25 protein-coding genes and 1 pseudogene are annotated in these 25,246 nt (G+C 37.2%); 12 read left to right on the top strand and 14 right to left on the bottom strand.

Annotated features, from left to right (window positions below; all coding sequences use genetic code 11):
- Positions 1-506 (top strand): annotated as a pseudogene (locus ACIQ0D_RS03710) (hypothetical protein); the annotation flags it as partial.
- Here ACIQ0D_RS03710 and ACIQ0D_RS03705 read toward each other — a convergent pair.
- On the bottom strand, positions 487-1,065 hold the full coding sequence (locus tag ACIQ0D_RS03705; RefSeq protein ID WP_395803214.1) for a non-canonical purine NTP diphosphatase: 579 nt from the start codon (positions 1,063-1,065) through the stop codon (positions 487-489). The pseudogene ACIQ0D_RS03710 and the gene ACIQ0D_RS03705 sit on opposite strands and share 20 nt — an antisense overlap.
- A 1-nt stretch (position 1,066) precedes the next feature.
- A complete protein-coding gene (locus ACIQ0D_RS03700; protein WP_395803212.1) occupies positions 1,067-1,672 on the bottom strand; it encodes a hypothetical protein in 606 nt (201 codons plus the stop codon).
- Between the two features lie 355 nt (positions 1,673-2,027).
- Between ACIQ0D_RS03700 and ACIQ0D_RS03695 the strand changes: the two genes are divergently transcribed.
- Both ACIQ0D_RS03695 and ACIQ0D_RS03690 read left to right on the top strand, forming a co-directional pair.
- The gene (locus ACIQ0D_RS03695) at positions 2,028-3,395 is read left to right on the top strand and encodes a peptidylprolyl isomerase (protein WP_395803210.1); all 1,368 of its coding nucleotides are present in this window, start codon (positions 2,028-2,030) and stop codon (positions 3,393-3,395) included.
- Complete coding sequence (locus ACIQ0D_RS03690; protein WP_395803208.1) at positions 3,395-4,360, top strand: AAA family ATPase; 966 nt, start codon at positions 3,395-3,397, stop codon at positions 4,358-4,360. The genes ACIQ0D_RS03695 and ACIQ0D_RS03690 overlap by 1 nt, the downstream gene beginning before the upstream one ends.
- Here ACIQ0D_RS03690 and ACIQ0D_RS03685 read toward each other — a convergent pair.
- The 7 genes from ACIQ0D_RS03685 to mutL form a co-directional block, all read right to left on the bottom strand.
- Positions 4,357-4,671, bottom strand: a complete 315-nt coding sequence (locus tag ACIQ0D_RS03685; RefSeq protein ID WP_395803207.1) for a phosphoribosylpyrophosphate synthetase — start codon at positions 4,669-4,671, stop codon at positions 4,357-4,359. The two genes, ACIQ0D_RS03690 and ACIQ0D_RS03685, sit on opposite strands and share 4 nt — an antisense overlap.
- A gap of 115 nt (positions 4,672-4,786) precedes the next feature.
- Positions 4,787-5,659, bottom strand: coding sequence for a hypothetical protein (locus ACIQ0D_RS03680; protein ID WP_395803205.1), 873 nt, complete (start codon positions 5,657-5,659; stop codon positions 4,787-4,789).
- A gap of 34 nt (positions 5,660-5,693) precedes the next feature.
- Positions 5,694-7,154, bottom strand: coding sequence for a cysteine--tRNA ligase (gene cysS / locus ACIQ0D_RS03675; protein WP_395803204.1), 1,461 nt, complete (start codon positions 7,152-7,154; stop codon positions 5,694-5,696).
- A gap of 49 nt (positions 7,155-7,203) precedes the next feature.
- Positions 7,204-8,268, bottom strand: coding sequence for an endonuclease/exonuclease/phosphatase family protein (locus ACIQ0D_RS03670; protein WP_395803202.1), 1,065 nt, complete (start codon positions 8,266-8,268; stop codon positions 7,204-7,206).
- A gap of 59 nt (positions 8,269-8,327) precedes the next feature.
- The gene (locus ACIQ0D_RS03665) at positions 8,328-9,179 is read right to left on the bottom strand and encodes a rhomboid family intramembrane serine protease (RefSeq protein ID WP_395803200.1); all 852 of its coding nucleotides are present in this window, start codon (positions 9,177-9,179) and stop codon (positions 8,328-8,330) included.
- Positions 9,172-9,909 (bottom strand): rhomboid family intramembrane serine protease, encoded by a 738-nt coding sequence (locus tag ACIQ0D_RS03660; protein ID WP_395803198.1) that lies wholly within the window; start codon positions 9,907-9,909, stop codon positions 9,172-9,174. The genes ACIQ0D_RS03665 and ACIQ0D_RS03660 overlap by 8 nt, the downstream gene beginning before the upstream one ends.
- Before the next feature lie 17 nt (positions 9,910-9,926).
- Positions 9,927-11,780, bottom strand: a complete 1,854-nt coding sequence (gene mutL, locus ACIQ0D_RS03655; RefSeq protein ID WP_395803196.1) for a DNA mismatch repair endonuclease MutL — start codon at positions 11,778-11,780, stop codon at positions 9,927-9,929.
- Between the two features lie 275 nt (positions 11,781-12,055).
- Here mutL and ACIQ0D_RS03650 point away from each other — a divergent pair, with 275 nt between their 5' ends.
- From ACIQ0D_RS03650 to bshA, 3 genes are all read left to right on the top strand, one after another.
- The gene (locus ACIQ0D_RS03650) at positions 12,056-13,684 is read left to right on the top strand and encodes an amidohydrolase (protein ID WP_395803194.1); all 1,629 of its coding nucleotides are present in this window, start codon (positions 12,056-12,058) and stop codon (positions 13,682-13,684) included.
- Positions 13,659-15,533: a serine hydrolase domain-containing protein gene (locus tag ACIQ0D_RS03645; RefSeq protein WP_395803192.1), complete on the top strand. Its 1,875-nt coding sequence runs from the start codon at positions 13,659-13,661 to the stop codon at positions 15,531-15,533. Before ACIQ0D_RS03650 ends, ACIQ0D_RS03645 begins: the two co-directional genes overlap by 26 nt.
- 159 nt (positions 15,534-15,692) lie before the next feature.
- Positions 15,693-16,829, top strand: coding sequence for an N-acetyl-alpha-D-glucosaminyl L-malate synthase BshA (gene bshA / locus ACIQ0D_RS03640; protein ID WP_395803190.1), 1,137 nt, complete (start codon positions 15,693-15,695; stop codon positions 16,827-16,829).
- Positions 16,830-16,912: 83 nt separating this feature from the next.
- Here bshA and ACIQ0D_RS03635 read toward each other — a convergent pair whose 3' ends face one another.
- Together ACIQ0D_RS03635 and ACIQ0D_RS03630 are read right to left on the bottom strand one after the other, a co-directional pair.
- Positions 16,913-17,866, bottom strand: a complete 954-nt coding sequence (locus ACIQ0D_RS03635) for an FKBP-type peptidyl-prolyl cis-trans isomerase (RefSeq protein WP_395803188.1) — start codon at positions 17,864-17,866, stop codon at positions 16,913-16,915.
- A gap of 123 nt (positions 17,867-17,989) precedes the next feature.
- Complete coding sequence (locus ACIQ0D_RS03630) at positions 17,990-19,000, bottom strand: bifunctional oligoribonuclease/PAP phosphatase NrnA (protein WP_395803186.1); 1,011 nt, start codon at positions 18,998-19,000, stop codon at positions 17,990-17,992.
- A 118-nt stretch (positions 19,001-19,118) separates the two neighbouring features.
- On the opposite strand from ACIQ0D_RS03630, the gene ACIQ0D_RS03625 reads away from it, so the two are divergent.
- Both ACIQ0D_RS03625 and ACIQ0D_RS03620 read left to right on the top strand, forming a co-directional pair.
- Complete coding sequence (locus ACIQ0D_RS03625; protein WP_395803184.1) at positions 19,119-19,538, top strand: nucleoside-diphosphate kinase; 420 nt, start codon at positions 19,119-19,121, stop codon at positions 19,536-19,538.
- Positions 19,539-19,600: 62 nt separating this feature from the next.
- Complete coding sequence (locus ACIQ0D_RS03620) at positions 19,601-19,792, top strand: hypothetical protein (RefSeq protein ID WP_395803182.1); 192 nt, start codon at positions 19,601-19,603, stop codon at positions 19,790-19,792.
- Position 19,793: 1 nt separating this feature from the next.
- On the opposite strand, the gene ACIQ0D_RS03615 is transcribed toward ACIQ0D_RS03620, so the two are convergent.
- On the bottom strand, positions 19,794-20,084 hold the full coding sequence (locus ACIQ0D_RS03615; protein ID WP_291400879.1) for a DUF721 domain-containing protein: 291 nt from the start codon (positions 20,082-20,084) through the stop codon (positions 19,794-19,796).
- 28 nt (positions 20,085-20,112) lie between these two features.
- Positions 20,113-21,213, bottom strand: coding sequence for a DNA replication/repair protein RecF (gene recF, locus ACIQ0D_RS03610; protein ID WP_395803180.1), 1,101 nt, complete (start codon positions 21,211-21,213; stop codon positions 20,113-20,115).
- Positions 21,214-21,458: 245 nt separating this feature from the next.
- Between recF and ACIQ0D_RS03605 the strand changes: the two genes are divergently transcribed.
- From ACIQ0D_RS03605 to ytxJ, 3 genes are all read left to right on the top strand, one after another.
- Positions 21,459-22,139 carry a tetratricopeptide repeat protein gene (locus ACIQ0D_RS03605; protein ID WP_395803178.1) on the top strand — a complete coding sequence of 227 codons (681 nt, stop codon included), beginning with the start codon at positions 21,459-21,461 and terminating at the stop codon, positions 22,137-22,139.
- A 62-nt stretch (positions 22,140-22,201) separates the two neighbouring features.
- Positions 22,202-22,693 carry a 6,7-dimethyl-8-ribityllumazine synthase gene (ribH, locus tag ACIQ0D_RS03600; RefSeq protein WP_395803176.1) on the top strand — a complete coding sequence of 164 codons (492 nt, stop codon included), beginning with the start codon at positions 22,202-22,204 and terminating at the stop codon, positions 22,691-22,693.
- 261 nt (positions 22,694-22,954) lie between these two features.
- Positions 22,955-23,284 (top strand): bacillithiol system redox-active protein YtxJ, encoded by a 330-nt coding sequence (gene ytxJ, locus ACIQ0D_RS03595; protein WP_395803174.1) that lies wholly within the window; start codon positions 22,955-22,957, stop codon positions 23,282-23,284.
- 14 nt (positions 23,285-23,298) lie between these two features.
- Here the strand turns inward: ytxJ and ACIQ0D_RS03590 are convergent, their stop codons facing one another.
- The gene (locus ACIQ0D_RS03590) at positions 23,299-23,709 is read right to left on the bottom strand and encodes an OsmC family protein (RefSeq protein WP_395803172.1); all 411 of its coding nucleotides are present in this window, start codon (positions 23,707-23,709) and stop codon (positions 23,299-23,301) included.
- A 155-nt stretch (positions 23,710-23,864) separates the two neighbouring features.
- On the opposite strand from ACIQ0D_RS03590, the gene lipA reads away from it, so the two are divergent.
- Positions 23,865-24,743, top strand: coding sequence for a lipoyl synthase (gene lipA / locus ACIQ0D_RS03585; RefSeq protein ID WP_395803170.1), 879 nt, complete (start codon positions 23,865-23,867; stop codon positions 24,741-24,743).
- Positions 24,744-25,246 lie beyond the last annotated feature (503 nt).

Genomic DNA, 25,246 nt, shown 5'->3' with positions numbered 1-25,246 from the left:
TTAATCAAATAAAGGGTAAGGTGATTACGGGTTATTTTCAGGATAATAAACTGAATAATATGTTTGTTGATGGCAATGCTGAGAGTATTTATTATTTGAAGGATGATACGGTTTATAGCGGACTTAACCATATGATTAGCAGTCGTTTACGTATTATGTTAAAGGACAATAAACTAAGTAATATTAGCGCTATTCGGGCTATTGATGCATCCATTACGCCTATGAACGATCTGCAAGAGGAGGATCGGGTATTAAAAGGGTTTATTTGGAAACCCCGCGACCGACCAAAGTCAAAGGAAGAAATTATCCCTCAGCTAGTGGAAGAAAAAGCTAAGCCTGCCAAAAATAAATCTGAAAAGAAAACTGTGCCCGCTAAATCCGCTCCAGTAAAAACTATTCCTGGGAAGACTGCTCTTCCCAAAACAGAACCAGTAAAACCTAAGGATCCGGCAAATCCGATACTGGAGTCGGGAGTAAAAGCGGAACTTAAGAAAGCTGTGAATTAAGGAATTGAATCAGTTTTTCCATGGCTTTAGCGCGATGGCTGATTTTATTCTTTTCTTCGGCACTCATTTCGGCGAAACTTATTTCATAGCCTTCCGGGATGAATATTGGATCGTAGCCGAAGCCTTTCTTTCCTGATTGTTGTGAACTGATTCTTCCTTCGATAATTCCTTCAAAAAGGTGCTCTTTGCCGGCAATTATTAGAGATATAACGGTTTTGAATCGCGCTTTACGATCTGTTTTCCCTTCTAAACGTTTTAAAACTAGACTGATATTTTCCTGAAAATCACGACTACCTGAATAATGTGCCGAATGGACTCCCGGTTCACCATTTAGGGCATCAATTTCTAGTCCCGAATCATCAGCAAAGCAATCTAAATCATAACGATCAAATACAAAACGACTTTTCTGTCCGGCATTTTCCACGAAAGTATTTCCTGTTTCAGGAATCTCATCATGGCATTCAATGTCATTTAGGCTCTTAAGCTTAATTTTTGAGCCGATAATCGCCTGTACTTCCTCAACCTTATGCTGGTTATTACTCGCAAAAACTAATTCCATCTTAAAAATCCTTCATGATTGCCCAAAACTCTTTTTTCTTATTCACATCATTTATCATTTCGTCGATGCTGTAAGTGCTGAATAGCTTAATATTAAGGTGATTCTCAACTTTATTGGAGCTTATGCTTGGTAGGGAAATTCGTTGCGGATTAATACCAAAAAGGACCAATTTACTGCAGCTGAAAAACTCTTTTAGCTCATTTACATTTGCATTTGGAAAGAGATTCAGATTTAAAACTGCCAAATCTCTTAAAACTAAGCCCTTTGCAGTCATTATTTTGAGTAGTGTTTCTTTGTGAATTGGGTTTATCTCTTTGTATGTGGAATCATCGATTAAAATCAAAAAATATTTATTGTTTTCACCGATATAGGTAAATTCTAGCGATTTTTTTATTTCAGGTATTGCTGCCGATGCTTGAGGGGTATCCAAAGCAGGAATTGCAGTTGGTGTTTGTTTTTCAATTTGAATGGTCTGTTCAGTTATAGGCACTTTTACAGTTTCCTCCAATTTATGTACCTGATTTACAGCCATTTTATCTAGAACGTAAATGTCCTCCGTTAATAAAAGACTCAGTGTATTAAATTCGTTTGAATGCAGACTTGACATGAATGACTTTATTTTTATTTATTGTTTATGCAAACTTAAGAAAGCATCTGTTAAATTTAGTTAAATGAGCTCAGCTTCTTTAGTAAAAGCTTAACTTAGCAGTATAAAATCATATTTTGATTTAGATATCTTATTAAACATTTTATTACAGCTTTTTTGCTCAATATGATTTAATTGGGCTGTTTTTACCTTAAAAAGAGAAGCTATTTATTTAAATAATGGAATTATGAATTATATCTGATAATTTTGCAACATTCGATTATTGAATAAGCTCTTCAAGGGGCTTATGTTTTTTAGAGGGAATATACTAAAATTTTGCGGGTTTTACAAGCCCAGAACACGAGAAATACAAGAAATGAGAAAGACCTTAGGGATAATTACCGGACTATTATTTATTACGCTTGTCCAAGTAAATGCGCAAACAAAATCTAAATCCCTTGATAAAGTTGCTGCAGTTGTAGGAAGTTCAATCATTCTGCAATCTGAAATTGAAATGCAATATTCACAGTATTTGGCACAGGGGAATCCAGCAAATCCAGCTGTGAAGTGTGATATTTTGCAAAGTTTATTATCTCAAAAGATTTTAGGGCAGCAAGCTATTATTGACTCTGTTTCAGTTGACGAGGATCAGGTTGATGGTGAAATTGAGCGTCGTTTACGTTCCATGACAGGTAGAGCAGGTGGTCAAGAGCGCTTGGAGTCATTCTTGGGACGATCACTCTTGCAGTATAAGGATGAGATTAGACCTGATATCAAAGAAATGTTAGTCGCTCAAAAGATGCAGGCCAAGATTACTGAAAACGTAGCCGTAACACCACTTGAGGTAAAGCGATATTTTGATGCGATTCCGAAAGATAGCCTACCATTTTTTAATACAGAGGTTGAAATCGCTGAAATTGTTAGCTATCCTAAGCTTAATAAGGAAGAAAAAGAAGTATTCCGTGATAAGGCTGAAGTTTTGAGGTTGAGAATTAAGGGCGGTGAAGATTTTGCAACCTTAGCGAGTTTATATTCACAAGATCCAGGTTCAGCACGTGAGGGTGGTGAGCTAGGTTTTATGGATAGAGGTAGTTTGGTTAAAGAGTTTGCAGCTACCGCTTTCAAAATGAAGCCCGGAGAGCTTTCTCAAGTAATTGAAACTGAATTTGGTTTTCACGTATTACAGGTAATTGAACGTCTTGGGGAGCAGGTGAATGTGCGACATATTTTAATAACTACTACGCCTACAGTAGCAAGTTTAGAACGTTCAAAAGCTCATATTGATAGTGTTTACACACTTCTGGTAGATAAAAAAATGGACTTTGGTGCTACTGCAAGTTTCTACTCAGATAATAAAGAAACGAAGTACAATGGAGGGATGATGTTAAATGCCGAGAATGTACAAACTCGTACAACTTATATTCCTACTGATAAATTGGATCCGCAGATTTTTTTAACCATCGACACAATGGCGGTGGGAAATATCTCTAAGCCAACGATTTTTACCAGCCCTGATGGTAAAACTGGTTATCGTATTTTAATGCTTAAATCGAAAACTGGTCCCCATCAAGCCAGTCTAGAACAAGATTTCCCAAAAATTAAAGACGTAGCATTTGAAGATAAAAATAACCGCACGATTAGTGAATGGTTCGAAAAACGTAGAAGGATTACTTACATAAAAATTGATGGAGAATTCCAAGTTTGCCCTGAGTTGGCAGGCTGGACAACCGCAAAAGATCAATAATGAAAGGTTTTAGTTCTGATGTTGAAGCCTTAGATGCATTGCACCTATCCTATCAAAAGGTAAGGGATGAAATAGCGCAGGTAATCATCGGACAGGATGAGGTAATCAAATCGGTTCTGATCTCGATCTTTAGTAATGGCCATTGCTTGCTGGTAGGGGTGCCGGGACTAGCAAAAACTTTGCTTGTGCAAACTGTAGCACAGGTTCTGGATTTGAGCTATAATCGGATACAATTTACTCCTGATCTAATGCCTTCAGATATTTTAGGCTCTGAAATTTTAGGTGAAAATCGCAGTTTTAAGTTTATTCCAGGCCCTATTTTTTCCAATATTATTCTTGCTGACGAAATCAATAGAACTCCACCAAAAACACAAGCCGCACTTTTAGAGGCTATGCAGGAGAAGGTGGTTACTGTTGGAGGGCAAACCCATCGTTTGCCACAGCCTTTTTTTGTACTTGCCACTCAAAATCCTATTGAGCAGGAGGGGACTTACCCCTTACCTGAAGCACAGCTCGATCGTTTTATGTTTAATGTTTTTCTTACTTATCCTTCTTTTGAGGAAGAATTGCAAGTGGTAAGAAATACTACAGCTAATCGAAAGGTAGAGCTCAATAAAATATTAAATGCTGATGAAATTAGCTTTTTTCAGCAATTGGTAAGAAATATTCCGATTGCTGATAATGTGTTGGAGTACGCAGTATCTATTGCCGCTAAGACTCGCCCTGGTACAGCTACCGCAAGTGATGAGGTAAATAAATTCTTGAGTTGGGGTGCAGGCCCTCGAGCTTCCCAATTTTTGGTTCTAGGCGCAAAATGCCATGCTGCAATTTCAGGTAAATACTCTCCCGATAAGGAAGATGTTCAAGCGGTTGCAGAATCTATCCTCAGACATCGTATAGTTCGTAATTATAAGGCTGAAGCTGAAGGCATTAGTACCGAAAAGATTATAGCTAATTTGCTTTAATCCTTGATTTTAACATTCTTTAAAAACTCGGTAATATTTTCGTCTGAATATGCTCCATAGGCATCAATAATAATCCCTTTGTGCCCTTGATTACTTTCTATGGCGTAAATAACGGAATTGTCTTCTGGGTCGCTCATGCCCTCAAAGCGGTAGTACTCCGCAATTACCAAATCTCCGGCGACTAGTTTTTCATTAATTTCACCACATTGAAGGCTAGAATCCTGATAATTGAAATTATAGATAAAACCTCTTTTTTGTAAGCTATTTACAGCCTCAAGGAGGTTTTTGTAGTGTTTGGGAGTAGTGATCATGGCTTTAGATTTATAAAATGAGAGGAAAAAAACTCAGCATTTTAAACCTGACAAAAGCAAATTGATGCCCTTCAGTGTTTAATCTACCATGAAATAATAGCTAAAACCTTGCCAATTACTCTTCCGCAGGTCTATAAATTTCTAAAAGGATATTCCATGTAAAGCCTTCTTGAGATTCCCAAATCCTCGTGTAATAAAACATTTTGGTGATTCCATCTCTAGTAATTAGGGCCTTTCCATAGGTATATGCCAAATCACTTCCCAATGCCCTATTAGCCACTGAAGGAATTGTTTCGACGCGTATTTGCTGTCTGCTTAAGAAATTATTAACTTTTGTTTTCCCAATTATAGGTTCATAACCTGGAAATAAAAGGCGGCCTTCTTCAGCAAAAAAAGTATCGTATGCTAATCGCTGATTATCTAATAAAGTTTTTGAAAAAAGTTTATCGCTAGTTAAAATTAGCTCTTCTCTTTGTTTTAATCGTCCTTCAGCAATTTGTCTGAAAAATCGAAAGTTCTTAGGATCAACAAAGCTTAAATTAGGCTCGTTTGAGGGCTCAGGATGAATCATTTCTGAGCGCAGCGCTAATTTCCATACCCCTTTGACATTTGTTCGCCAAACAGATAGATATTGGCCATGAACGGATGGAGTGTTAATATTAGTGCTATACCTATAAGAACCGCTTGTAAATCCCCAGTCGCCACTTTTAGAAATTTTAGCAATTGAAGGGCTCCAATCTAGCTTTCCATGGTCATTGCTCGACTTTTTATCAAAAAATGCTTCAGCTTTCACCGGATTTGGTTTATAAAGCAGGGTGTTTTCATCCGAAACCTTTAAAAACGCATCTCTGATCCCCTTATCTTTTACGTAGGCAGCAAAATAATTTTCTGCTGCAATCAAAGAATTTACTCTTCCATTGCTCTGTTGCCCGAAATTATTCTTCGAAAGGACTAAAAGCAGAAATAAAAGAGAAAAATATCGTTTCATATAATGATATCAATTTTCGGATAATTTTTCGGATTTAGATTTTATTCCAGGTGGTACCCTCTTTATTATCTTTCAATTGAATCCCCAAAGAATTTAAACCAATTCTAATCTTGTCGGAAGTAGCATAATCTTTATTTTCTTTAGCCTCTGTGCGTAATCCAATGATAAAATCTAAAAGTTTAGCAGTATCATCTGTCTGACTTCCTTCTTCTTTTAATCCTAGAACATCAAAAACAAAATCGTTCATCAATTTCTTTAAATCGTCGATATCTTTTCGTGTTGCAGGGCTTTTACCATCATAAATACTATTAATTAGGTGCACAGCTTCGAAGAGTTCGGCAATGAGTACGGGACTGTTAAAATCGTCGTTCATGGCCGCATAGCATCTGTCGGAAAGACTTTTTAAATCGTTTTTCGATTCTTGTGAAGGACTTAATTTCTCTAGTAAAGAATAAGCATTCATTAGTCGTTTAAAACCTTTATCGGATGCTTCTAACGCTTCGTTTGAGAAATCTAATGTGCTTCTATAATGTGCTTGAAGCATAAAAAATCTAACCGACATGGGTGAGAAGCCGCGCGATAAAAGTTCATGGTTGCCACTAAATAGTTGATATGGTAAAAAACCATTCCCCTTCGACTTCGACATTCTGGTGCCATTAACTGTTAACATATTGGTATGCATCCAGTATTTTGCTGGTGTAACGTGATTACAGGCCTGTGATTGAGCAATTTCATTAGTATGATGAGTCGCTGCAAGGTCCATCCCGCCTCCATGGATATCAAAGTTTTCACCTAAGTATTTACTACTCATGGCAGAGCATTCGATATGCCAGCCCGGGAAACCAAGTCCCCAAGGGGAAGGCCACTGCATAATATGTTCAGGCTTGGCTTTAATCCAAAGTGCAAAATCTAATCTGCCTTTTTTCTCATTTTGCCCACCCAACTCTCTCGTATTTTCTAATAAATCTTCTAAGTTTCTGTTAGTGAGTATGGTATAGTTAAATTCTTTGCAATATTTTTCTACGTCAAAATATACGGTGCCATTTACTTCATAGGCATAACCATTTTCAAGGATTTGCTTAACCATCTCAATTTGCTCAATAACATGGCCTGTTGCAGTAGGCTCAATCCCAGGAGGAAGCGCATTGAAAAGTCGCATAACATCATGAAAACCTAGGGTATATTTCTGAACGATTTCCATGGGCTCAAGCTGCTCAAGTCTTGCTTTTTTAGCGAATTTATCATCGCCCTCATCCATATCACCCTCTAAATGACCAGCATCGGTAATGTTACGCACGTATCGAACCTTGTATCCTAAATGTAATAGATAGCGATAAATTAAGTCGAACGAGACAAAAGTTCGGCAATTACCTAAGTGCACATCACTGTAAACTGTGGGTCCGCAAACATATAATCCAACCATTGGCGGATGTAGTGGTTCGAATTTCTCTTTGGTTCTCGAAAGGGTATTATAAATGACTAGATTACTATCCATAATGCAAATTTAAAATTGAAAATCGATTTTTCGGGGATAATGCTTGCTTTTATTTTAATTCGAGGTCGCTACGTACAGGGTAATGGTCTGATAATTTCTTTTTTATAATTAAGTAATTCTTGACCTTAAAGTCGGGTGAGCAGAAAATATAATCTATCTGGAAGTTTGGAAATGCTCCATTATAGGTGATTCCGAAACCACTGCCCATTTCTCTAAAACTATTGTTCATCCCCTTGGAGATGGTTTTAACTGTGTAGGAGATGGGTGTATCGTTAAAATCGCCGGCAATAATATAGGGTATCGGACTTTTATCTGCATGTTCTTTTAGAATCTGTGCTTGATTACCCCGTTTGATGAAAGCTCTTTTTAATCTGCCGCCAATTTTTCTGGGAGATTCTACACTGGTTTCTATTTCACTCGTTACTTTCTTTAAATAGCTATAATCTTCTTTTTTGAAACTAATAGACTGTAAATGAACATTATATACTCTAAACTTTTGATCACCTTTTTTAATGTCTGCATAAATTGCTTCATTCCAATTCATGTTTTTTTCAAACTGAATATTGCCTTGGTCGAGGATTGGGAATTTAGAAAAAATGGCCATTCCTATTGCCTCATAACCATTATCTACGGATGGTTTAAAATAATAATGCTCGGTCTCGAGTATTTGTAAAATCTCTTTCCGGAAATTATACTCACCCCTTTTACGGCTAAAAAATTCCTGAAAACAGATTACGTCGGGTTGTTCATTCCGGATGATATCGAGGATTTGTTCTTTGGTAAATTTATCGTTTTTGTCGCCGAATTGCTTGAAATTGTGCACATTATAGCTAATTACTCTTAAAAAGCTCTCAGATGATTTAGGAACCATGATGGCTGTACTTTCTCTAAATCCAATGTGATTTTGTACCACACCCCATCCTAGTATGATGCTTATGCCAGAAATAAGTGCAAATTTTGGTAATCGGAAGAGCCAATAAATGATGAATAATATATTAATTATTAAAAGTGCTGGATAGGCCAAACCGAAAAAGGAAATTACCCAAAATTTTTCCGGATTAATGTAGGATGCCAAATAGCTTAAAAGTAGGGCAGCTACAGCAATTAAATTCATGCTTAGAACGAATTTACTGAAGAGGTGTATTCCCGATTTTTTGCTCTTTCGGCGGTTCATTATTTTTTACTTGCTTTGAATAATTGTTCTTTTTCTGCTTTGCTGAGGCTTTCGTAACCCGATTTTGATATTTTATCTAAAATGCTGTCGATTGCAGCCTGATCAGTAAAATCATTTTTTGCATCTTTAGTATTGGTGTTTTTAACCACTTTCAATTTAGACTTTTTTTCAAATAATCTACTTAAATCATTCCCGTTTTGAAGTTGTTTGATGAAAACAAATCCCATGATTGCACCACCAATATGGGCGATGCTTCCTCCTGGATTAGCCCCACTCATTGAGATAATATCCAAAAAGAAATAAGCTAGCGCCAAATATTTTAGTTTCACATTCCCAAATAGCATGAGGCGTATGGTATAATCTGGGACCAATGTCGCAGTAGCCACAACAATAGCCATTACACTTGCTGAGGATCCTAAGAGGATTGAATTTGATGCATTGCTTACAAATACTGGAATGAGATTATAAGCCAATAGATATAGAAGTGCACCCGAAATCCCTCCAGATAAATAGGTAAATATAAATTGCTTTTTATTTAGAAAATCCATGAAAATTTGGCCCATCCAATACAACCAGAGCATGTTAAAGAGGATGTGGAAGAAATCCTTCTGGACAAACATATAAGTCAACAAGGTCCAAAATTTATAAGGTAATTCACCATAAAATGCTGGAACCGACAGATGTTTTAAAATCCATTTTGATCCGAATCCTTGGCCTCCGGAAAGGAATTCGCCTAGAGAAAAAATGTTTATAGCTATAAAAACGACAATATTTATCCCAATAAAAAGGAATAGCGGGTTCCCAGAACGGAATGCCTTGTTATAAAGTTCACTGAATATTGATCTATTCATAAAAATTGTCGCGGCGTTTAAAATGCCACATTTTAATTAAAATAAAGCCAAATAATGCACCTCCTAGATGTGCAAAGTGAGCAACAGAATCGCCCGAAAATTGTTTTACACCCAAAAATAATTCAAGTACCACATAAACAGGAATAATATATTTTGCCTTTACGGGCACTGGAATGAATATGATGAACAATTCCGCATTCGGAAACAACATTCCAAAGGCAATTAATAGGCCAAAGATCGCGCCTGAAGCACCTACCATCGGGGTGGTATAAATGCCAAGGAGGGTGGATGCTTGCTCTTGACTGATTAATTGTGGGTTAAACGAAATACTACGCTTAAACGAATCAATAATGAATGAGCCATTATTTATAGCATTTCCCGTAATATTATATACCTCAATACTTTGCACCAATAGTTGTAATCCCAATGCTCCTAAACCCGTAATCAAGTAAAAGTTTAAGAAACGCTTCGATCCCATAATGTATTCTAAAGATGAGCCAAATGTGTATAAGGCAAACATATTGAAGAGAATATGAAACAGCGATGAATAATCATGCATGAACATATAGGTAATCACCTGCCAAATTTTAAAGTTGGGAGCATCAAAATAATGCACGCCTAACACTTGCGTCATCATTGGTCCGCCAAACATCATCGTTGCAACATAAAAAATGATGTTGATGATAAGCAGATTTTTAACTACTGTTGGCGTATTGGCAAATGGCATCATATTAAAATTCGCTGGTCTTATTTTTCAAATCTTTGTAATAATTCTTCTAAAGTAAAGGTACTGATTACCGGCTTTCCACTAAGTGAAATATTTGGCATTTCGCATGCAAATAACTCGTCGATGAGGGCATTCATTTCTTCGGGACTTAACTGCTGTCCGGATTTGATAGCTGTATTCCGTGCTAGCGCGCGCGCCAAACTCTCACGTTTATTTAGTTTTAGAGCACTTTGATTATTCTTAAACCCCTCTAATAGATGCTCTAATATCTCTAATTCGTTGATGTTTGTCCCAATATCTGCTGGCACTCCTTCAATAATTAAGGTGTTTTTCCCAAACTCACGAATTTGAAAACCTAAAGATTGAATATCGTTTAAAAGCTCTTTAACTAGCTCAAAATCAACAGAATTGAGAGTAACTGTTTGTGGGAATAAACTCTGCTGACTTGCTCCTTGTCTGCTTTCAAGGTGCTGGAGGAATCGTTCAAACAAAATACGCTCATGTGCCGCTTGCTGGTCGATGAGCATAAATCCCGACTTAATCTGCGAAATTATAAAACGATTGTGTAGCTGAAATATTTGCTTTCCAACACCTTTTAAAACCTTATTTTCAATTTCTACCTGACGATTAGTATCGAGTTCTAATCCGCTTTGATGTGCCTCAGGATCAACAATTTCATATAATGAGCCCCAATTTTTACTGATGGTTTTTCTTTCTTCCTGATTATTTCTTAAAAACGGGATTTCACGCTCTTTTCTCTCATTAGAAAAGGGGTTAAAGTCTGGATTAAATGAAATGGCTGGAGGCACAATATCTTCGGGAGCTTTGTGGCTAATCATTTGGCTAAAGCCGGTTTCTTGATTGAAATCGAGCGTGGGACTTATATTATAACGCCCTAGAGAGCGTTTTACCGCTGAGCGGATGATAGCATAAATTGCTTTTTCATCTTGATATTTTATCTCCGTTTTTGTGGGATGTACATTGATATCAATCTTAGCAGGGTCGATGTCGATGAAAAGCACGTAAAGTGGATAACTGTCGGTACTAAGAACCTCCTCAAAAGCATTTAAAACGGCATGATTTAAGTAGGGGTCTTTAATAAAACGATTATTGACGAAAAAGAACTGCTCGCCTCTTGTTTTCTTAGCAAATTCTGGCTTACCGATATAGCCTTTGAGCTCGATAATGGATGTTGTTTCTTCAACCGGGACTAATTTTTGGTTGTATGCATTGCCAAAAAGATGGATAATTCGTTGCTTAAGGCTGCCTTTGGGTAAATGGAAAACCTCGTTTCCATCGTGATGAAGAGTGAAAAATATTTCTGGATTAGCTAGGGCAACACGCTGAAATTCATCATTAATATGGCGTATTTCAACCGGATTCCCTTTCAAGAAATTACGTCGCGCCGGAGTATTGTAAAATAAATTTTTGACACTGATGCTGGTCCCGGGCATGGTTGAAACAGGCTCCTGACTTATAATTTCTGAGCCTTCGATGCGGATACAGGTCCCTAACTCATCCTCATGACGCCTAGTTTTTAATTCCACCTGTGCAATAGCAGCAATAGAAGCCATCGCTTCACCTCGAAAGCCCATGGTGCGAATAGCAAAAAGATCTTCGGCCTTACGAATTTTAGAGGTGGCATGACGCTCAAAGCACATACGTGCATCAGTCATACTCATCCCACAGCCATTATCAATCACTTGAATGAGTGATTTGCCGGCATCCTTAATAAGTATTTGAACCTTATCGGCGCCCGAATCAATCGCATTTTCAATAAGCTCCTTCAGCGCCGATGCAGGCCTCTGAACCACCTCGCCTGCAGCAATTTGATTGGCAACCGAATCGGGTAAAAGTTGTATGATATCAGACAAAATATTCCTTTATTTCTTGGATACACCTTGGTGCACTCTGTTACATTCTAATTTTTTTGAAAACGACTTGTAAAAATGATTTTTTTTAATCCTCGGCTTTCAACATACAAAGATAAGGTCTTTTAGGCTTAAGCGTGTATAATGTGGATAATCCTAATCAAATTTCATCTTTTTCTCATACAATAGCCTTAAAGATTGAATTATTTCAATTTAAAGCCAAAATTCGCAGTACATGATTTATATTTACCATTAAATCATCAATCATTTTAAATACAATGGCAAAGAATATACTTTGGGTGCTAAGCACTATCTTTTTATTTTCCTGTAGCTCACAAAAATCCGTCGACCTAATTGTTCACAATGGGAAAGTCTATACCGTTGATAGTCAATTTACTGTTGCAGAGGCTTTCGCGGTAAAAGATGGCAAAATCCTAGAAGTAGGAACATCAAAAGATATTTTGAGTAAATATCAAGGTGAAACGCTCGATGCGGAAGGTAATGCGATATTCCCAGGTTTTATTGATGGGCATGCTCATTTTTATGGCTATGGGGCTGGTTTGCAAAATGCAAATTTGGTTGGGACAAATAGTTGGGAAGAAATTCTCGACAAATTAAAAGACTTTAGCATTGAAAATCCTGAAGGCTGGATTATTGGTAGAGGATGGGATCAGAACGACTGGCCGAACAAAGAATTTCCTGATAATCAGAAGCTTAGTGAGATTTTCCCAGATAGACCAGTAATTTTATCACGCGTGGATGGTCATGCAGCCATTGCTAATAAATTTGCTCTCGACCTAGCTGGGATAAAGCCTAATCAGAAAATTGAGGGTGGCGAAATTGAAACTGTTCAAGGTAAATTAACAGGAATATTAATCGATAATGCCGAAAGCCTTGTAAACGCTAAAATTCCAGCACCAACGACTAAACAAATTGGCGAATCACTGTTGGATGCACAGAAAAATTGTTTTGCTGTGGGACTTACAACCGTAACAGATTGCGGTATTAGTCACGAACTTATTCCCATAATTTCGGAGCTGCAAAAAGACAATCAGCTTAAAATGCGTATTTACGGTATGCTTTCAGACAATCCGGCTAATTATGACTATCTTTTTAAAAATGGAGCTGTTAAAACCGACCGACTAAACATAAGATCATTTAAAGTTTATATGGATGGTGCATTGGGATCACGTGGCGCTAGTCTTTTAGAGCCATATTCAGATAAACCAGGAACTTCCGGCTTTTTATTGAGTGCAAAGACTCATTTTGAGGAGGTGGCCAAGAAAATCGCTGAAAAAGGCTTCCAAATGAATACACATGCTATTGGCGACTCAGCAAATCGTGAAATTTTATCTATTTATGGCAGAGTATTAAAGGGCAAAAACGATGCTCGTTGGCGTATAGAGCATGCTCAGGTAGTTAACCAAAAAGATTTTAAGCTCTTCGGTAATAATAGTGTGATTCCTTCCGTTCAAAGCACTCATGCTACTTCTGATATGTATTGGGCTGCCGACAGACTAGGTTCTGAGCGTATTAAGGGCGCTTATGCTTTTAAGCAATTGCTAGATCAAAATGGTTGGTTGGTATTAGGGACTGATTTTCCGGTGGAGGATATTAACCCCATGTTTACTTTTTATGCCGCAGTGGTGCGAAAAGATCAGAAAGACTATCCTCAAAATGGTTTTCAAATGGAAAATGCTTTGAGCCGTGAAGAGGCTATTCGCGGGATGACCATCTGGGCGGCAAAAGGAAATTTTGAAGAAAAAGAAAAGGGTAGCTTAGAAGCTGGAAAGTTTGCAGATTTCATAATCCTAGATCAAGATCTAATGAAGGCTGATGCAGCTAATTTATTCAAAACAAAAGTTTTAAAAACATTTTTAAATGGTGAAAAAGTTTATGCTAAGTAATTTATTCAGAGTTACTTATACTCTGCCTGCTTTTTGTCTGCTAGTTTCTTTATCTGTTTCTGCTTGTGCACAAACAGTTGAACATCTTCAAAACAAAGCCTTAGTGAGGGAGGAAAAAAATATAGAGAAATCTAGTGTTTTACTAAATAATGAGAAGGGAATTATTCCTCTAAAGAATCTGCAGGATTTAAATATTGCAAGTGTAAATATTGGCTCTGCTTTTGCTTCAGATTTTGATAGTATTTCTACTAAATATAGCGCAATTCGTCCTTTCGAATCCTTGAATTATAAGTTTAATCCAACTACTTTCGATGAACTAAATGACGACCTCAAATTTTTCAATACAGTAATTGTTCAGATTACCGACCAGTCGCTGAATGATCCACGTACTCTGCCCTTGCTATTAGATTTACAAGAGAACAAACAATTAATTGTAAGCCTTTCTGGCGATGTGCAGAGCTTAAAATTATTGAATGATTTAAATGCACCCATTGTTTGGACAGAGAAAAAATCAGCACTTTCATCTAATTTATCAGCTCAGCTAATTTTTGGGGGTATAGGAGCTATCTCAAAATTGGAGAAAAATATCTCAGCCAAATTCAAGTCCGGTTCTGGCTTTGAAACCCTAGCAAGCAGGTTAAAATATACTATCCCAGAGGAATTGGGCATCAATAGTGCTGCATTAAAGCGAATTGATGAAATTGCTGCTGAAGCTATTCAAGCAAAGGCTGCTCCGGGCGCGGTAGTCATGGTGGTTTTGGATGGAAAAGTAATTTATAACAAAGCTTTTGGCACTAGAACTTATACAGATAAAACACCTACTAGGATTAATGATATTTATGATCTTGCCAGCGTGACCAAAACATCAGCCACAACCATGGCCGTGATGCGCCTTTTTGAGCAAGAAAGACTAAAGTTGGATACTGCAATTGGCGCCTATATTCCAAGGGCTCGAAATACCAATAAAAAGGACATTTCTGTCCGTGAGGTAATGCTTCATCAAGCGGGCTTCGTACCATTCATCCCTTTCTATAAAAACATGCTTGAAACGGATTACAGCCGCGATTCAACAGCAGCGTTTCCAACAAAGGCAGCCGATAATTTTTACATGAGGAAGTCCTATTTTGCCGAGGTGATGTGGCCGCAAATGCTTAATTCAGGCCTAGCTAATCGCGGAAAATATGTTTACAGCGACCTTAGCATGTATTTTATGAAAGAAATGGTGGAACGCCAATCAGGCAAGCCTATTGAAAATTATGTGATGGAACAATTTTATAAGCCTTTGGGAATGACAAGAGCCGGCTTTAATCCGAGGTTACGTTTCTCTAAGCAAGAAATTATTCCCACAGAAGATGATCAAGTTTTCCGTAAAACCTTGTTAGAGGGTTATGTTCACGATCAGGGCGCAGCTATGGTAGGGGGTGTTTCGGGACATGCGGGACTCTTCTCTAGCTCCAATGATTTAGCTATTTTATATCAAATGCTTTTAAACAAAGGCACTTATGGTGGAACGGAATATTTTAAAGCGGCCACTGTTGACATGTTTACAGCTAAACAATCGGATGTGAGCCGTAGGGGACTAGGTTTTGATCGCTGGGATCCAGAAAGTAGCAAAGGATATCCTTCTAAATTGGCATCACCTCAAACTTTTGGACATACAGGTTATACAGGAACTTGTGTATGGGTAGATCCGAAGTATAAATTAGTTTATATTTTCTTGTCTAATCGAGTTAACCCAGGGGTAAGTACAAAATTATTAGATCTCAATATTCGCAGCCGAATTCAAGATGTAATTTATGAAGCTATTGGTAATCAGGCCATTGCTTCAAAATCTGATAAAGTAGAATAGTCATTCAAATTTTGGAACAATTTTCGACCTGATTTTTGCATGTTGCCCTTCAGGCACAGTAGAATTAAATTTATTGAATACCTGCCTTTAAAGCGGGTATTCTTGTTTTACCGCTATTCAATGCATTTTTACTAACTTTGTACTTTGGATAAACCCACTATGAAAATTGGAATTGTTTGTTATCCTACCTTTGGAGGTAGTGGGGTGGTTGCCACCGAATTAGGGAAGGCCCTCGCTGATAATGGTCACCAAGTGCATTTTATTACTTACAGGCAACCTGCGCGACTCGACTTCTTTTCCGAAAACCTTTATTATCATGAGGTTTCGGTATCTAATTATCCATTGTTCGATTATCCACCTTATGAACTTGCTTTGGCGAGTAAGCTAGTTGATGTGGTACGCTTTGAGAAACTGGATTTATTACATGTTCACTATGCCATTCCGCATGCTTCTGCTGCATTTATGGCCAAGCAAATTTTGGCAACATTCGGAATTCATATTCCAGTAGTTACTACCCTGCATGGCACCGATATTACTCTCGTAGGGAAAGATCCAACATATAAACCGGTTGTAACTTTTTCTATTAATCAGTCGGATGGTGTTACCGCCGTATCAGAAAATCTAAAAGAAGATACCTACAAGCATTTTGAGGTTAATAAAGATATTAAAGTTATTCCCAATTTTATTGATTTAGAGCGTTTTAACCTAAAAGCTAAAGATCATTTTAAATTGGCAATTGCACCCAATAATGAACGTGTGATTGTTCATACCTCCAACTTTAGAAAAGTAAAGAGAACGCAAGATGTAGTACATATTTTCGAAAAAATTCAAAAAGTTATTCCTTCAAAACTGTTGATGGTAGGCGATGGACCTGAGCGTGTTTATTGTGAACAACTTTGTCGTGACCTTGAAATTTGCGATAATGTTCGCTTTTTAGGAAAGCAAGATGCGGTAGAAGAAATTCTATCTGTTGCCGATTTATTTATAATGCCTTCAGAATCAGAGAGCTTTGGTTTAGCAGCTTTGGAGGCGATGGCTTGTAAGGTGCCTGTAATTACTTCTGATGCCGGCGGGTTGCCAGAGTTGAATATCAATGGCGTCACCGGATTTATGGATAAAGTAGGAGATATTGAGTCGATGGCGGCTCATTCTATATTTATCTTGGAGGATGATAAAAAACTAGCTACTTTTAAAGAAGGGGCGCTAAATCGTGCTAAAGAGTTCGAATTGAGCCTTATTGTTCCCATTTATGAGCAATATTACAAAGATGTAATGGCTAGCGCCTCTAGATTATAATTCAGATTCTTAATTCTAATTTCATAAAAAAAAACCTTTCAGGATATCCTGAAAGGTTTTTTTATGTGTGTTTATTGAATAAACTATTTCTTTGCAGGTACTGGTGGAGGTGGAGGAGCTAATGCTGCTTTAGCTGGGATGATATTTACCATTTCCAATTCAAAAATTAGCGGAGTGAATGGAGGAATACCTTGATTTCCTTGCTCTCCATAAGCTAAGTTTGAAGGGATAATTAAAGTTGCTTTAGCACCTTTTGATAATAACAATAATCCTTCTTCAAATCCCGGGATTGAGCTATTCATTCCAGCAGGAAGTTTAAGAGGCTCATAAGGACGCTGTGGATTGAATGTACCGGCCTTTTTAGCAACCTCAGCTAAGCTAGTATCAAATACCTTACCGCTCAAGAACATTCCTGTATAATTTACCATAACTGTATCTCCAACATTAGCTTTTGCACCACTACCCTGATTAGAGATTACATAATTTAAACCTGAAGCACTAACTGTTGGCTTTAAGCTCTTTGAAGCAACATAAGCTTTTACTTTTTTAGCCTCGCTAGATTTAGCTAAATCCATTTCTGCCTTTAAATACTCATCAATCTTTCCACGGAAAAGGCTATCGTTTAATTTACCTTTTGGAATAACTTTATCGATTTTAATGGTATAAACTAAGTATTTTTTAGTTGTATCTGATGGCATCGGGCGACCCATTTTCTGAACCATTGAATCGATGTTGATTTTGAATGTTGCACTATCACCTTCACTTAAAAGTCCAAGAGCAGCAAAAAGATCACCTTTGAACACAGATTTTTCTTTAATCATTAAAGAAGGACGATCATAATCATATGAACTATACAATACAGAATCACCCTCGGTTTTTTCAATCGCTTTGAAAGCGATGAAGTCACCTTCTTGAATGGTTTCACCAGCTTTGTCGGTGTGGACTTTGTACAACATGTCCCCTTCACCTTTTTCGAAATTGTTGCAGGCGGTTAATCCCGTAACTGCAAGCCCTAATACGATTACTAATTTTTTCATCTTGAGATATACATTTGTTTTTAATGAGTTAATTCGCTCTTTTAAAGCTTATTTTCCTCTTTTTGGGTTTATTCGTGTGTTATTTATTTGTTATTTACGTTAAAATTCATTATATTCAATCTGCTATTTTACTAAAAGAGATTTATATTCCGGCAAAATTACATTAAACTTTTCCCTTACCGCATCAATTTTTTCATTTGATATTCCTCCCGATGCATTTTTATGACCCCCACCACTAAAATATTTTTTGCAGATCTCATTTGCAGGAAAATCACCCGTTGAGCGTAGAGATAGTTTTACAACATCCTGACGTTCAATAATTAAGGCTGCTAAACGTATTCCACTGATGGAAAGCGCATAGTTTACAATCCCTTCGGTATCACCTGTATTTACATCAAATTGCTCTAACTCTTCCTTGGTAATTACAATGATGGCGGTATTATACTCGGGCAAGACTTCCAGTTTATTCAATAGGCAATGGCCTAAGAAGCGTAGTCGGCTAAGCGAGAAATCATCATACACCAATTGATGAATGAGCGTGTTGTCTGCTCCTGCAGCAATTAAATCGGCCACAATTTGATGCACACGCTCTGTTGTAGATCTAAAACGGAAAGATCCTGTATCAGTCATGATTCCGGTGTACAAGCAAGAGGCAATATCTTTATTTAAAAGCTCGCGATCGCCCATAACATCCACAATAAACTCATAGACTAAATGTGCAGTGGCGCAAGCACCGGTGTTCCATAATCGAAAATCTTCAAAACCTTCAGGCTCTAAATGATGATCAATAAGCACTTTCTTAGCATTGGATTCACGTACCAAATCGCCCATCTCATAAATTCTGGATAGCGAATTAAAATCTAAACAGAAAATGATATCCGCTTGCGCAACAAGGCTTTTCGACTTTTCCACTTCTTCAGTGAATACAATCACTTCCGAATTATTGGGCATCCAATGCAAGAAATTTGGATAGTCGGTAGGAGTAATTACCTGAGTTTGATGTCCTTTCTGGATCAAATAGTTGTATAAACCCAAAGATGAGCCCATTGCATCACCATCCGGCTTGGGATGCGTAGTGATAACAATGCGTTTAGGTGTATCTAAAAATTCTTTTAAATGGCTTATTTCCAACATGTGAGATCAAAAGGAATGCAAAGCTATTAAAATTACTGATTTTGTTGGTCTGATTTTTTAAAATCCTTTAGCCTTTGATTAATTAGCTGTACTTTTGCACCAATTTTCAAATAATAAGATGGCAACGAACAGAACTTTTACAATGATTAAGCCCGATGCTGTAGCCAATGGCCACACCGGAGCTATTTTGGATGATATTATTAAAGGCGGATTTAAAGTGATTGCTTTAAAGTACACTCGCTTAAGTAAGGATATCGCAGGACAGTTTTATGCGGTTCATAGCGAACGCCCTTTTTACAAGGATTTAGTTGATTTTATGTCTTCGGGACCGATTGTAGCGGCAATTCTTGAAAAAGATAATGCTGTTGAAGATTTCCGTAATTTAATTGGCGCGACTGATCCATCAAAGGCAGAGCCTGGAACAATCCGTAATAAATACGCAAAATCTATTGATGCGAATGCAATTCACGGATCTGATTCTGACGAAAATGCACAGATTGAAGGAAGCTTTTTCTTCACCGCATTTGAGCGTTTCTAATAAAATTATATTTCGCCCTGAGGGATATTAAAAACCTTCAGGGCGATTATTAAAATCAAAAAATGAAAATTTTCCAAACCCGCTACCTTATCTTTTTTTTGGTGATGCTGATTGTCCCGGGTACAGTTTCGTATTTGGGTGGTTGGGATACCAATTTGGATTATTTATTTGCGCTCAAGGCATTCTCAATTGCCTTTTTCATGACGGTTTTATACTATCTTCTAGTAAAGAATTATAACGAGCGTAAACGATAAATTAAAGAAATATTATCTCATCAATAATACTCGCTCCGGCACGTTCATTCATTTTTTCGATGATATCTGAGCGCATCATCATCAAATCATTTTTAATTACTGCCGACTCCAAACGGATAAATAATTTTCGATCGCGAATAAAAATGTCTTTTGTACGATTGGCAACTGCCTTTCCCATCATTTCTGGCCAAGCAACGATCAGAGCGGTTTCATCCACTTTTCTACGCAGCTTATAAACCTGAAGCATTTGCTCAATGGCGTCTTTTAATGATCTGTCGTTTGTGCGGCTCATAGTTTATTGCTGGCTTTAAATTATAAAATTATGCAACAATTGCTCCCTTTTCGATGTCCACAATATTTACCGGTACATTCAGAGTGCTAAAAATAGCTTCTATCCGTTTTCTACTCGTATCGGTAATAAAAATTTGCCCAAAATCCTTGTCGGATACCATTTTCATTAACTTGGTAGTCCTTGCATCATCTAATTTGTCAAAAATATCATCCAAAAGCAGAAGTGGCTCAAAGCCTTTTAGTTTGTGAAGAAAGGTATATTGGGCGAGCTTGAGGGCAATTAAAAACGATTTCTGTTGCCCTTGTGAACCAAATTTTTTAAGAACCATCCCATGGATGGTAAAACTCAATTCATCCTTATGAATACCACTTGAAGTACGCTCCAGAATCCGGTCGCGCTCTATATTTTTACGTAAAATGTCAGAAAAGCTGCTTGTTAAAAGTGGTGAATCATAAACCAATTCTACCTGTTCGGCATCTTCGCTGAGGTATTGGTAGTGTTTATTGAAAATCTCGCGAAACTCAATCATAAACGATTTCCGCTTCTCAAAAATTTTGTTCCCTGAATTAATCAGCTGCTCATCATAGATTTCCATCAATGAAGGATCATATTTCCCAGAAATTGCTATCTGCCTAAGTAGTGCATTTCTGTTCATGAGACTCTTGTTATAGCTAATCAACTCGTCGAGGTATTGACCATCTGTTTGAGATATGACATTGTCAATAAATTTTCGGCGCTCTTCACTACCTTCAATAATCAGGCTAATATCATTGGGAGAAATCATCACCAAAGGAAAAATACCAATATGATCTGCGAGACGCTGATACTCTTTTTTATTACGCTTAAATTTCTTTTTCTGATTGCGCTTTAATCCACAATAAATCACTTCCTCCTTTTCATCTTTTTGAAAAGTACCTTGAATCATGAAGAGATCTTCACCTTGTTTAATCTGCTGACTATCAATAGGATTGAAAAAACTTTTGCATAGAGAGAGGTAATGTATGGCGTCTAGAATATTGGTTTTTCCGGCGCCATTATTTCCTGTAAAGGCATTTACACTATCCGAAAAGCTTAATTCAGCTTCAGAATAATTCTTGAAATTTATTACTGATAATTTTTGGAGCCACATAGGGATGCTTATACAGAACGCTAAACAGCAAATTTACTCTTTTGCTTTCTTAATTTTGCAATTCTTGGATTTTTTGGGCCAATAAAAAAGATTTAGATTTTATGCTAATAAAATCATTCTAGCCTTCGTAGAGGCATTTCTTATTTAAATAAATGATTCTATTCATTTAAAAGTTGAAACTTAGACTGAAAAATGTATTTTTGCGGGATTATTTTATTGCGAATTTCACAATTTTTAAAATACCAATGTCTAAAGATCAAAAAGATAACATTCCACAAGCTGAGGATCAGTTTGGAAAAACAGGCAAATTTGTTCAAGAAAATGCAAAGAGCCTTGCTGTAATTGCTGCTGCCATTATTGGTTTAGTACTTTTATACGTTGGATACCAAAATTTCTATTTAGCTCCAAGAGCAGAGAAGGCAGCCAACGAAATTTATAAGGCAGAAGAATATTTGGCAATTGATTCTCTAAAGGATAAGGCTATTGCTGGCGACGGATCTTATCCAGGTTTGGAAAAGATTGTTGATGAGTATTCAAATACGAAATCTGCAAACCTTGCTAATGCATACCTTGGCGGTTTATACTTGCAAAAAGGCGAGTTTCAAAAGGCAGTTGATGCTTTAGGAAAATATAGTAGCACTGGTAGTCCTGTAATTGATCCTCTTGTATTAGGAATGCTTGGCGATGCCTACAGCGAGCTTAAGGATTACTCAAAAGCGATTACTTTTTACAAGAAAGCGGCTGATAAAAGTCCGAATACTTTAACTAGTCCGATGTTCCTTAAAAAACTAGGCTTAGTTTACGAAGAGCAAAAAGATTTCAAATCAGCTGCAGAGGCTTATAACAAAATCAGAACTGATTTTTCTGAAAGCGCTGAAGCTGCAACCATTGATTCTTACATTGCTCGTGCTGAAGCACAGCAATAATTATACATTCTCAAATGGCCATTACCGGATATTCCGTTAATGGCCATTTATTATTTTGAGCCATGGCTACTAACATAAAGAGTCTTTCTGATTTTTCTCACATTGATGTTCCTTCAGCGAAAGGCTATAAATTCGGAATCATTGTTTCCCAGTGGAATGCCCAAGTTACTGGTGCATTATACGAAGGTGCCTATTTAGCGCTTTTAAAGCATGGGGCTCAAGAAGACGATATCCAAACAATTAAGGTTCCTGGAAGTTATGAGCTTACATCTGGTGCAGATATTTTGCTATCCAATAAAAAAATGGATGCTGTTATCTGTCTAGGTTGTGTTATTCAAGGAGAAACACCTCATTTTACCTTTATTTGTGATGCGGTAGCAAATGGTGTGTCAAATGTTTCGATTAAACACAATAAACCAGTCGTTTTTGGCGTATTAACCACAGATAATTTGCAACAAGCAATGGATCGTGCTGGTGGCAAACATGGAAATAAGGGGGAAGAAGCGGCCATAACAGCTATTTTGATGGCCGAAATACAGTCTTCTTTGCGTTAAATAAAATAAATTTGATTATTGAATTTAATTCATGACCTTTGAAATATTACAATATGAGAAAATTAATCATCGGGCTAATGTGCTTATTTATAGCGACTACAGTTTTGCAGGCTTGTTCCTCAAAGCTATGCCCAGCCTATGGCACTTATCCAAAGTCTAGACGTTAATCTGTTTTGCTTTTATAGTAAATCAATTTTACGGTCATCTGACCGGATATTCTCCTTTTATCAATATTTTTGCACCACAATTATTATTTAAAACATGACCTGGTTAGCATTAGACAAACTTGAACAATTATCGCACATCGCCAATTCTGAAGGATATAGCGTAATTTTTAAGCATAGTACGCGTTGTTCTGTGAGTATGATGGCTAAAAAAAGGTTTGAACAGGAGTGGGATTCAATTCCTGAAGGCACTCCAGTCTACTTTCTTGATCTGATTAGTTTTAGAGATATTTCTAATAAAATCGCCGAACAGTTCAATGTACACCACGAATCTCCACAAATGCTTCTGATTAAAAATGGAGAATGCATCTATGAAACTTCACATGGTGAGATTTCAGCTGAAGATTTGGCGGAACAGATATCTTAAATCCTATTTTTTTTTTAGTCTTTGAAATTAAAGCTGACCTTTTGAATAAGGTCGGGGTGTAAACTTTTGGCTACGGGACAATTAATAGCTGCTTTTTCAAGGATTAATTTTTGTTTGTCGCTGTAATTAATCACTGGGAAATTGAAATTAATCTGAATTTCACTCACTCTTCTTGGATCGGCAGCCATAATTTTTGTGATGGAGCAGGTAGTTCCATCAATATTAAATCCATGTTCTCTAGCAGCAATTCCCATAATGGTAAACATGCAACTCCCTAATGATGCCGACATTAAATCTGTAGGTGAGAATGCTTCACCTTTGCCTTGATTGTCTAAAGGGGCATCTGTAACTACTTTATCACCCGATAAAATATGTTTTGCCTCTGTTCTTAGCTCGCCTAGGTATATTGTTTCTATTGTTGCCATGGGGATTCTTAAAATTTGTTAATCAAAAATAAATAAATATATGAGTGTGGGGCAATCCTTTTAAATATTATCTCCAAGAATAACACTCAATTGTCAAAATTAAGGAACTATGTATTTGACGATTAAATCTTCCTAAAATTCTTTACTTTTGCTTTATGATCGAATTACCGGTTATCCCAGTTAATCAAATGCAACGCAAGCCAAATTGGCTTCGCGTGAAGCTTCCTGTCGGAAAAGAGTATGCGCATGTTCGCAGCTTAGTAGATACTCATAAACTTCATACCATTTGTGAAAGTGGTAATTGTCCGAATATGGGCGAATGTTGGGGAGCCGGCACAGCAACTTTTATGATTTTGGGAAATATTTGTACACGTTCTTGTTCTTTTTGTGCAGTTGCTACAGGAAGGCCCTTGGCGGTTGATACAGATGAGCCTAACCGCGTGGCTAATTCGGTTAAATTAATGCAGGTTAAACACTGTGTGATCACCTCTGTAGATCGTGATGATTTGAAAGATGGGGGCTCTACCATTTGGGCTGAAACAATAAATACTATCCGTAAGGAAAGCCCTGGAACCACGCTAGAAACCCTTCTGCCAGATTTTAGAGGTATTTGGGATAATTTAGATCGTGTACTCGAAACCCGTCCTGAAGTGGTTTCTCATAATTTGGAAACCGTTCGTCGCCTGACTAAAGAAGTTCGTATTCAAGCAAAATATGATCGTAGTTTAGAATGTTTACGCCGAATTAATGAGGCTGGGTTAAGGACAAAATCTGGCATTATGCTCGGACTTGGCGAGACCGAGGAGGATGTTTTAGAGGCCATGGCAGATCTTTTAGCAGTGGGTGTTCATATTCTTACTTTGGGCCAATATTTGCAACCTTCACGTACACACCATCCTGTAATTGACTGGATTACTCCAGAGCAATTTGATAAGTATAAAGCTATTGGATTAGAAATGGGTTTCAAATATGTGGAAAGCGGACCATTGGTTCGTTCTTCTTATCATGCTGAAAAACATCTTTTTGATTTATAATTTTCTTTTTTTATCCTCGTAGGGACAGGTCGCGACCTGTCCAATTCAAGAATAACATCTTTTTTTAACATTAAGGAAGCGTATCTAAATTTCTAGACGTTTCAATCTTAATTTTTCATAATTTCTTAAACGTTCGGGATGACAGGTGCATGGCATTTAAATACGTTGAGATGGGGAGGTACATGACGTTTTTAAAAAATCAATTTGAACTTTAAATCGATGTCATCCCGAAACCTGCCCTTCCGCAGGTGAGGGACCTTCGTTAAAACCGCCCACTGTCCTTAGAGTTTACATCGATTACAAAAATTGATTTTCTGTTATTATAGAAAATCAATTTTTATAATCGTCTTTTATGCTTTTGAAAGCTTTAATTTTTCCTTAATGTTTTTACAAAAAAGGACAGGTCGCGACCTGTCCCTACGGGGTTCATATTTAATGGATATTATGTTTTTTAATGATTGCAGGAAGATTCTGAATAATATATCTTGGAGGAATCGAATTCA

The sequence above is a fragment of the Daejeonella sp. genome (genome assembly GCF_044342615.1).
In the GTDB taxonomy this organism is placed as follows: domain Bacteria; phylum Bacteroidota; class Bacteroidia; order Sphingobacteriales; family Sphingobacteriaceae; genus Daejeonella.
Note: the sequence above shows the minus strand (reverse complement) of the source record. Positions and strands in the feature narration are given on the sequence as shown.

Bases quoted from the DNA above. Each gene is read 5' to 3' on its own strand.
- ACIQ0D_RS03705 (WP_395803214.1), bottom strand. From the start codon at position 1,065: ATGGAATTAGTTTTTGCGAGTAATAACCAGCATAAGGTTGAGGAAGTA.
- ACIQ0D_RS03700 (WP_395803212.1), bottom strand. From the start codon at position 1,672: ATGTCAAGTCTGCATTCAAACGAATTTAATACACTGAGTCTTTTATTA.
- ACIQ0D_RS03695 (WP_395803210.1), top strand. From the start codon at position 2,028: ATGAGAAAGACCTTAGGGATAATTACCGGACTATTATTTATTACGCTT.
- ACIQ0D_RS03690 (WP_395803208.1), top strand. From the start codon at position 3,395: ATGAAAGGTTTTAGTTCTGATGTTGAAGCCTTAGATGCATTGCACCTA.
- ACIQ0D_RS03685 (WP_395803207.1), bottom strand. From the start codon at position 4,671: ATGATCACTACTCCCAAACACTACAAAAACCTCCTTGAGGCTGTAAAT.
- ACIQ0D_RS03680 (WP_395803205.1), bottom strand. From the start codon at position 5,659: ATGAAACGATATTTTTCTCTTTTATTTCTGCTTTTAGTCCTTTCGAAG.
- cysS (WP_395803204.1), bottom strand. From the start codon at position 7,154: ATGGATAGTAATCTAGTCATTTATAATACCCTTTCGAGAACCAAAGAG.
- ACIQ0D_RS03670 (WP_395803202.1), bottom strand. From the start codon at position 8,268: ATGAATTTAATTGCTGTAGCTGCCCTACTTTTAAGCTATTTGGCATCC.
- ACIQ0D_RS03665 (WP_395803200.1), bottom strand. From the start codon at position 9,179: ATGAATAGATCAATATTCAGTGAACTTTATAACAAGGCATTCCGTTCT.
- ACIQ0D_RS03660 (WP_395803198.1), bottom strand. From the start codon at position 9,909: ATGATGCCATTTGCCAATACGCCAACAGTAGTTAAAAATCTGCTTATC.
- ACIQ0D_RS03650 (WP_395803194.1), top strand. From the start codon at position 12,056: ATGGCAAAGAATATACTTTGGGTGCTAAGCACTATCTTTTTATTTTCC.
- ACIQ0D_RS03645 (WP_395803192.1), top strand. From the start codon at position 13,659: ATGGTGAAAAAGTTTATGCTAAGTAATTTATTCAGAGTTACTTATACT.
- bshA (WP_395803190.1), top strand. From the start codon at position 15,693: ATGAAAATTGGAATTGTTTGTTATCCTACCTTTGGAGGTAGTGGGGTG.
- ACIQ0D_RS03635 (WP_395803188.1), bottom strand. From the start codon at position 17,866: ATGAAAAAATTAGTAATCGTATTAGGGCTTGCAGTTACGGGATTAACC.
- ACIQ0D_RS03630 (WP_395803186.1), bottom strand. From the start codon at position 19,000: ATGTTGGAAATAAGCCATTTAAAAGAATTTTTAGATACACCTAAACGC.
- ACIQ0D_RS03625 (WP_395803184.1), top strand. From the start codon at position 19,119: ATGGCAACGAACAGAACTTTTACAATGATTAAGCCCGATGCTGTAGCC.
- ACIQ0D_RS03620 (WP_395803182.1), top strand. From the start codon at position 19,601: ATGAAAATTTTCCAAACCCGCTACCTTATCTTTTTTTTGGTGATGCTG.
- ACIQ0D_RS03615 (WP_291400879.1), bottom strand. From the start codon at position 20,084: ATGAGCCGCACAAACGACAGATCATTAAAAGACGCCATTGAGCAAATG.
- recF (WP_395803180.1), bottom strand. From the start codon at position 21,213: ATGTGGCTCCAAAAATTATCAGTAATAAATTTCAAGAATTATTCTGAA.
- ACIQ0D_RS03605 (WP_395803178.1), top strand. From the start codon at position 21,459: ATGTCTAAAGATCAAAAAGATAACATTCCACAAGCTGAGGATCAGTTT.
- ribH (WP_395803176.1), top strand. From the start codon at position 22,202: ATGGCTACTAACATAAAGAGTCTTTCTGATTTTTCTCACATTGATGTT.
- ytxJ (WP_395803174.1), top strand. From the start codon at position 22,955: ATGACCTGGTTAGCATTAGACAAACTTGAACAATTATCGCACATCGCC.
- ACIQ0D_RS03590 (WP_395803172.1), bottom strand. From the start codon at position 23,709: ATGGCAACAATAGAAACAATATACCTAGGCGAGCTAAGAACAGAGGCA.
- lipA (WP_395803170.1), top strand. From the start codon at position 23,865: ATGATCGAATTACCGGTTATCCCAGTTAATCAAATGCAACGCAAGCCA.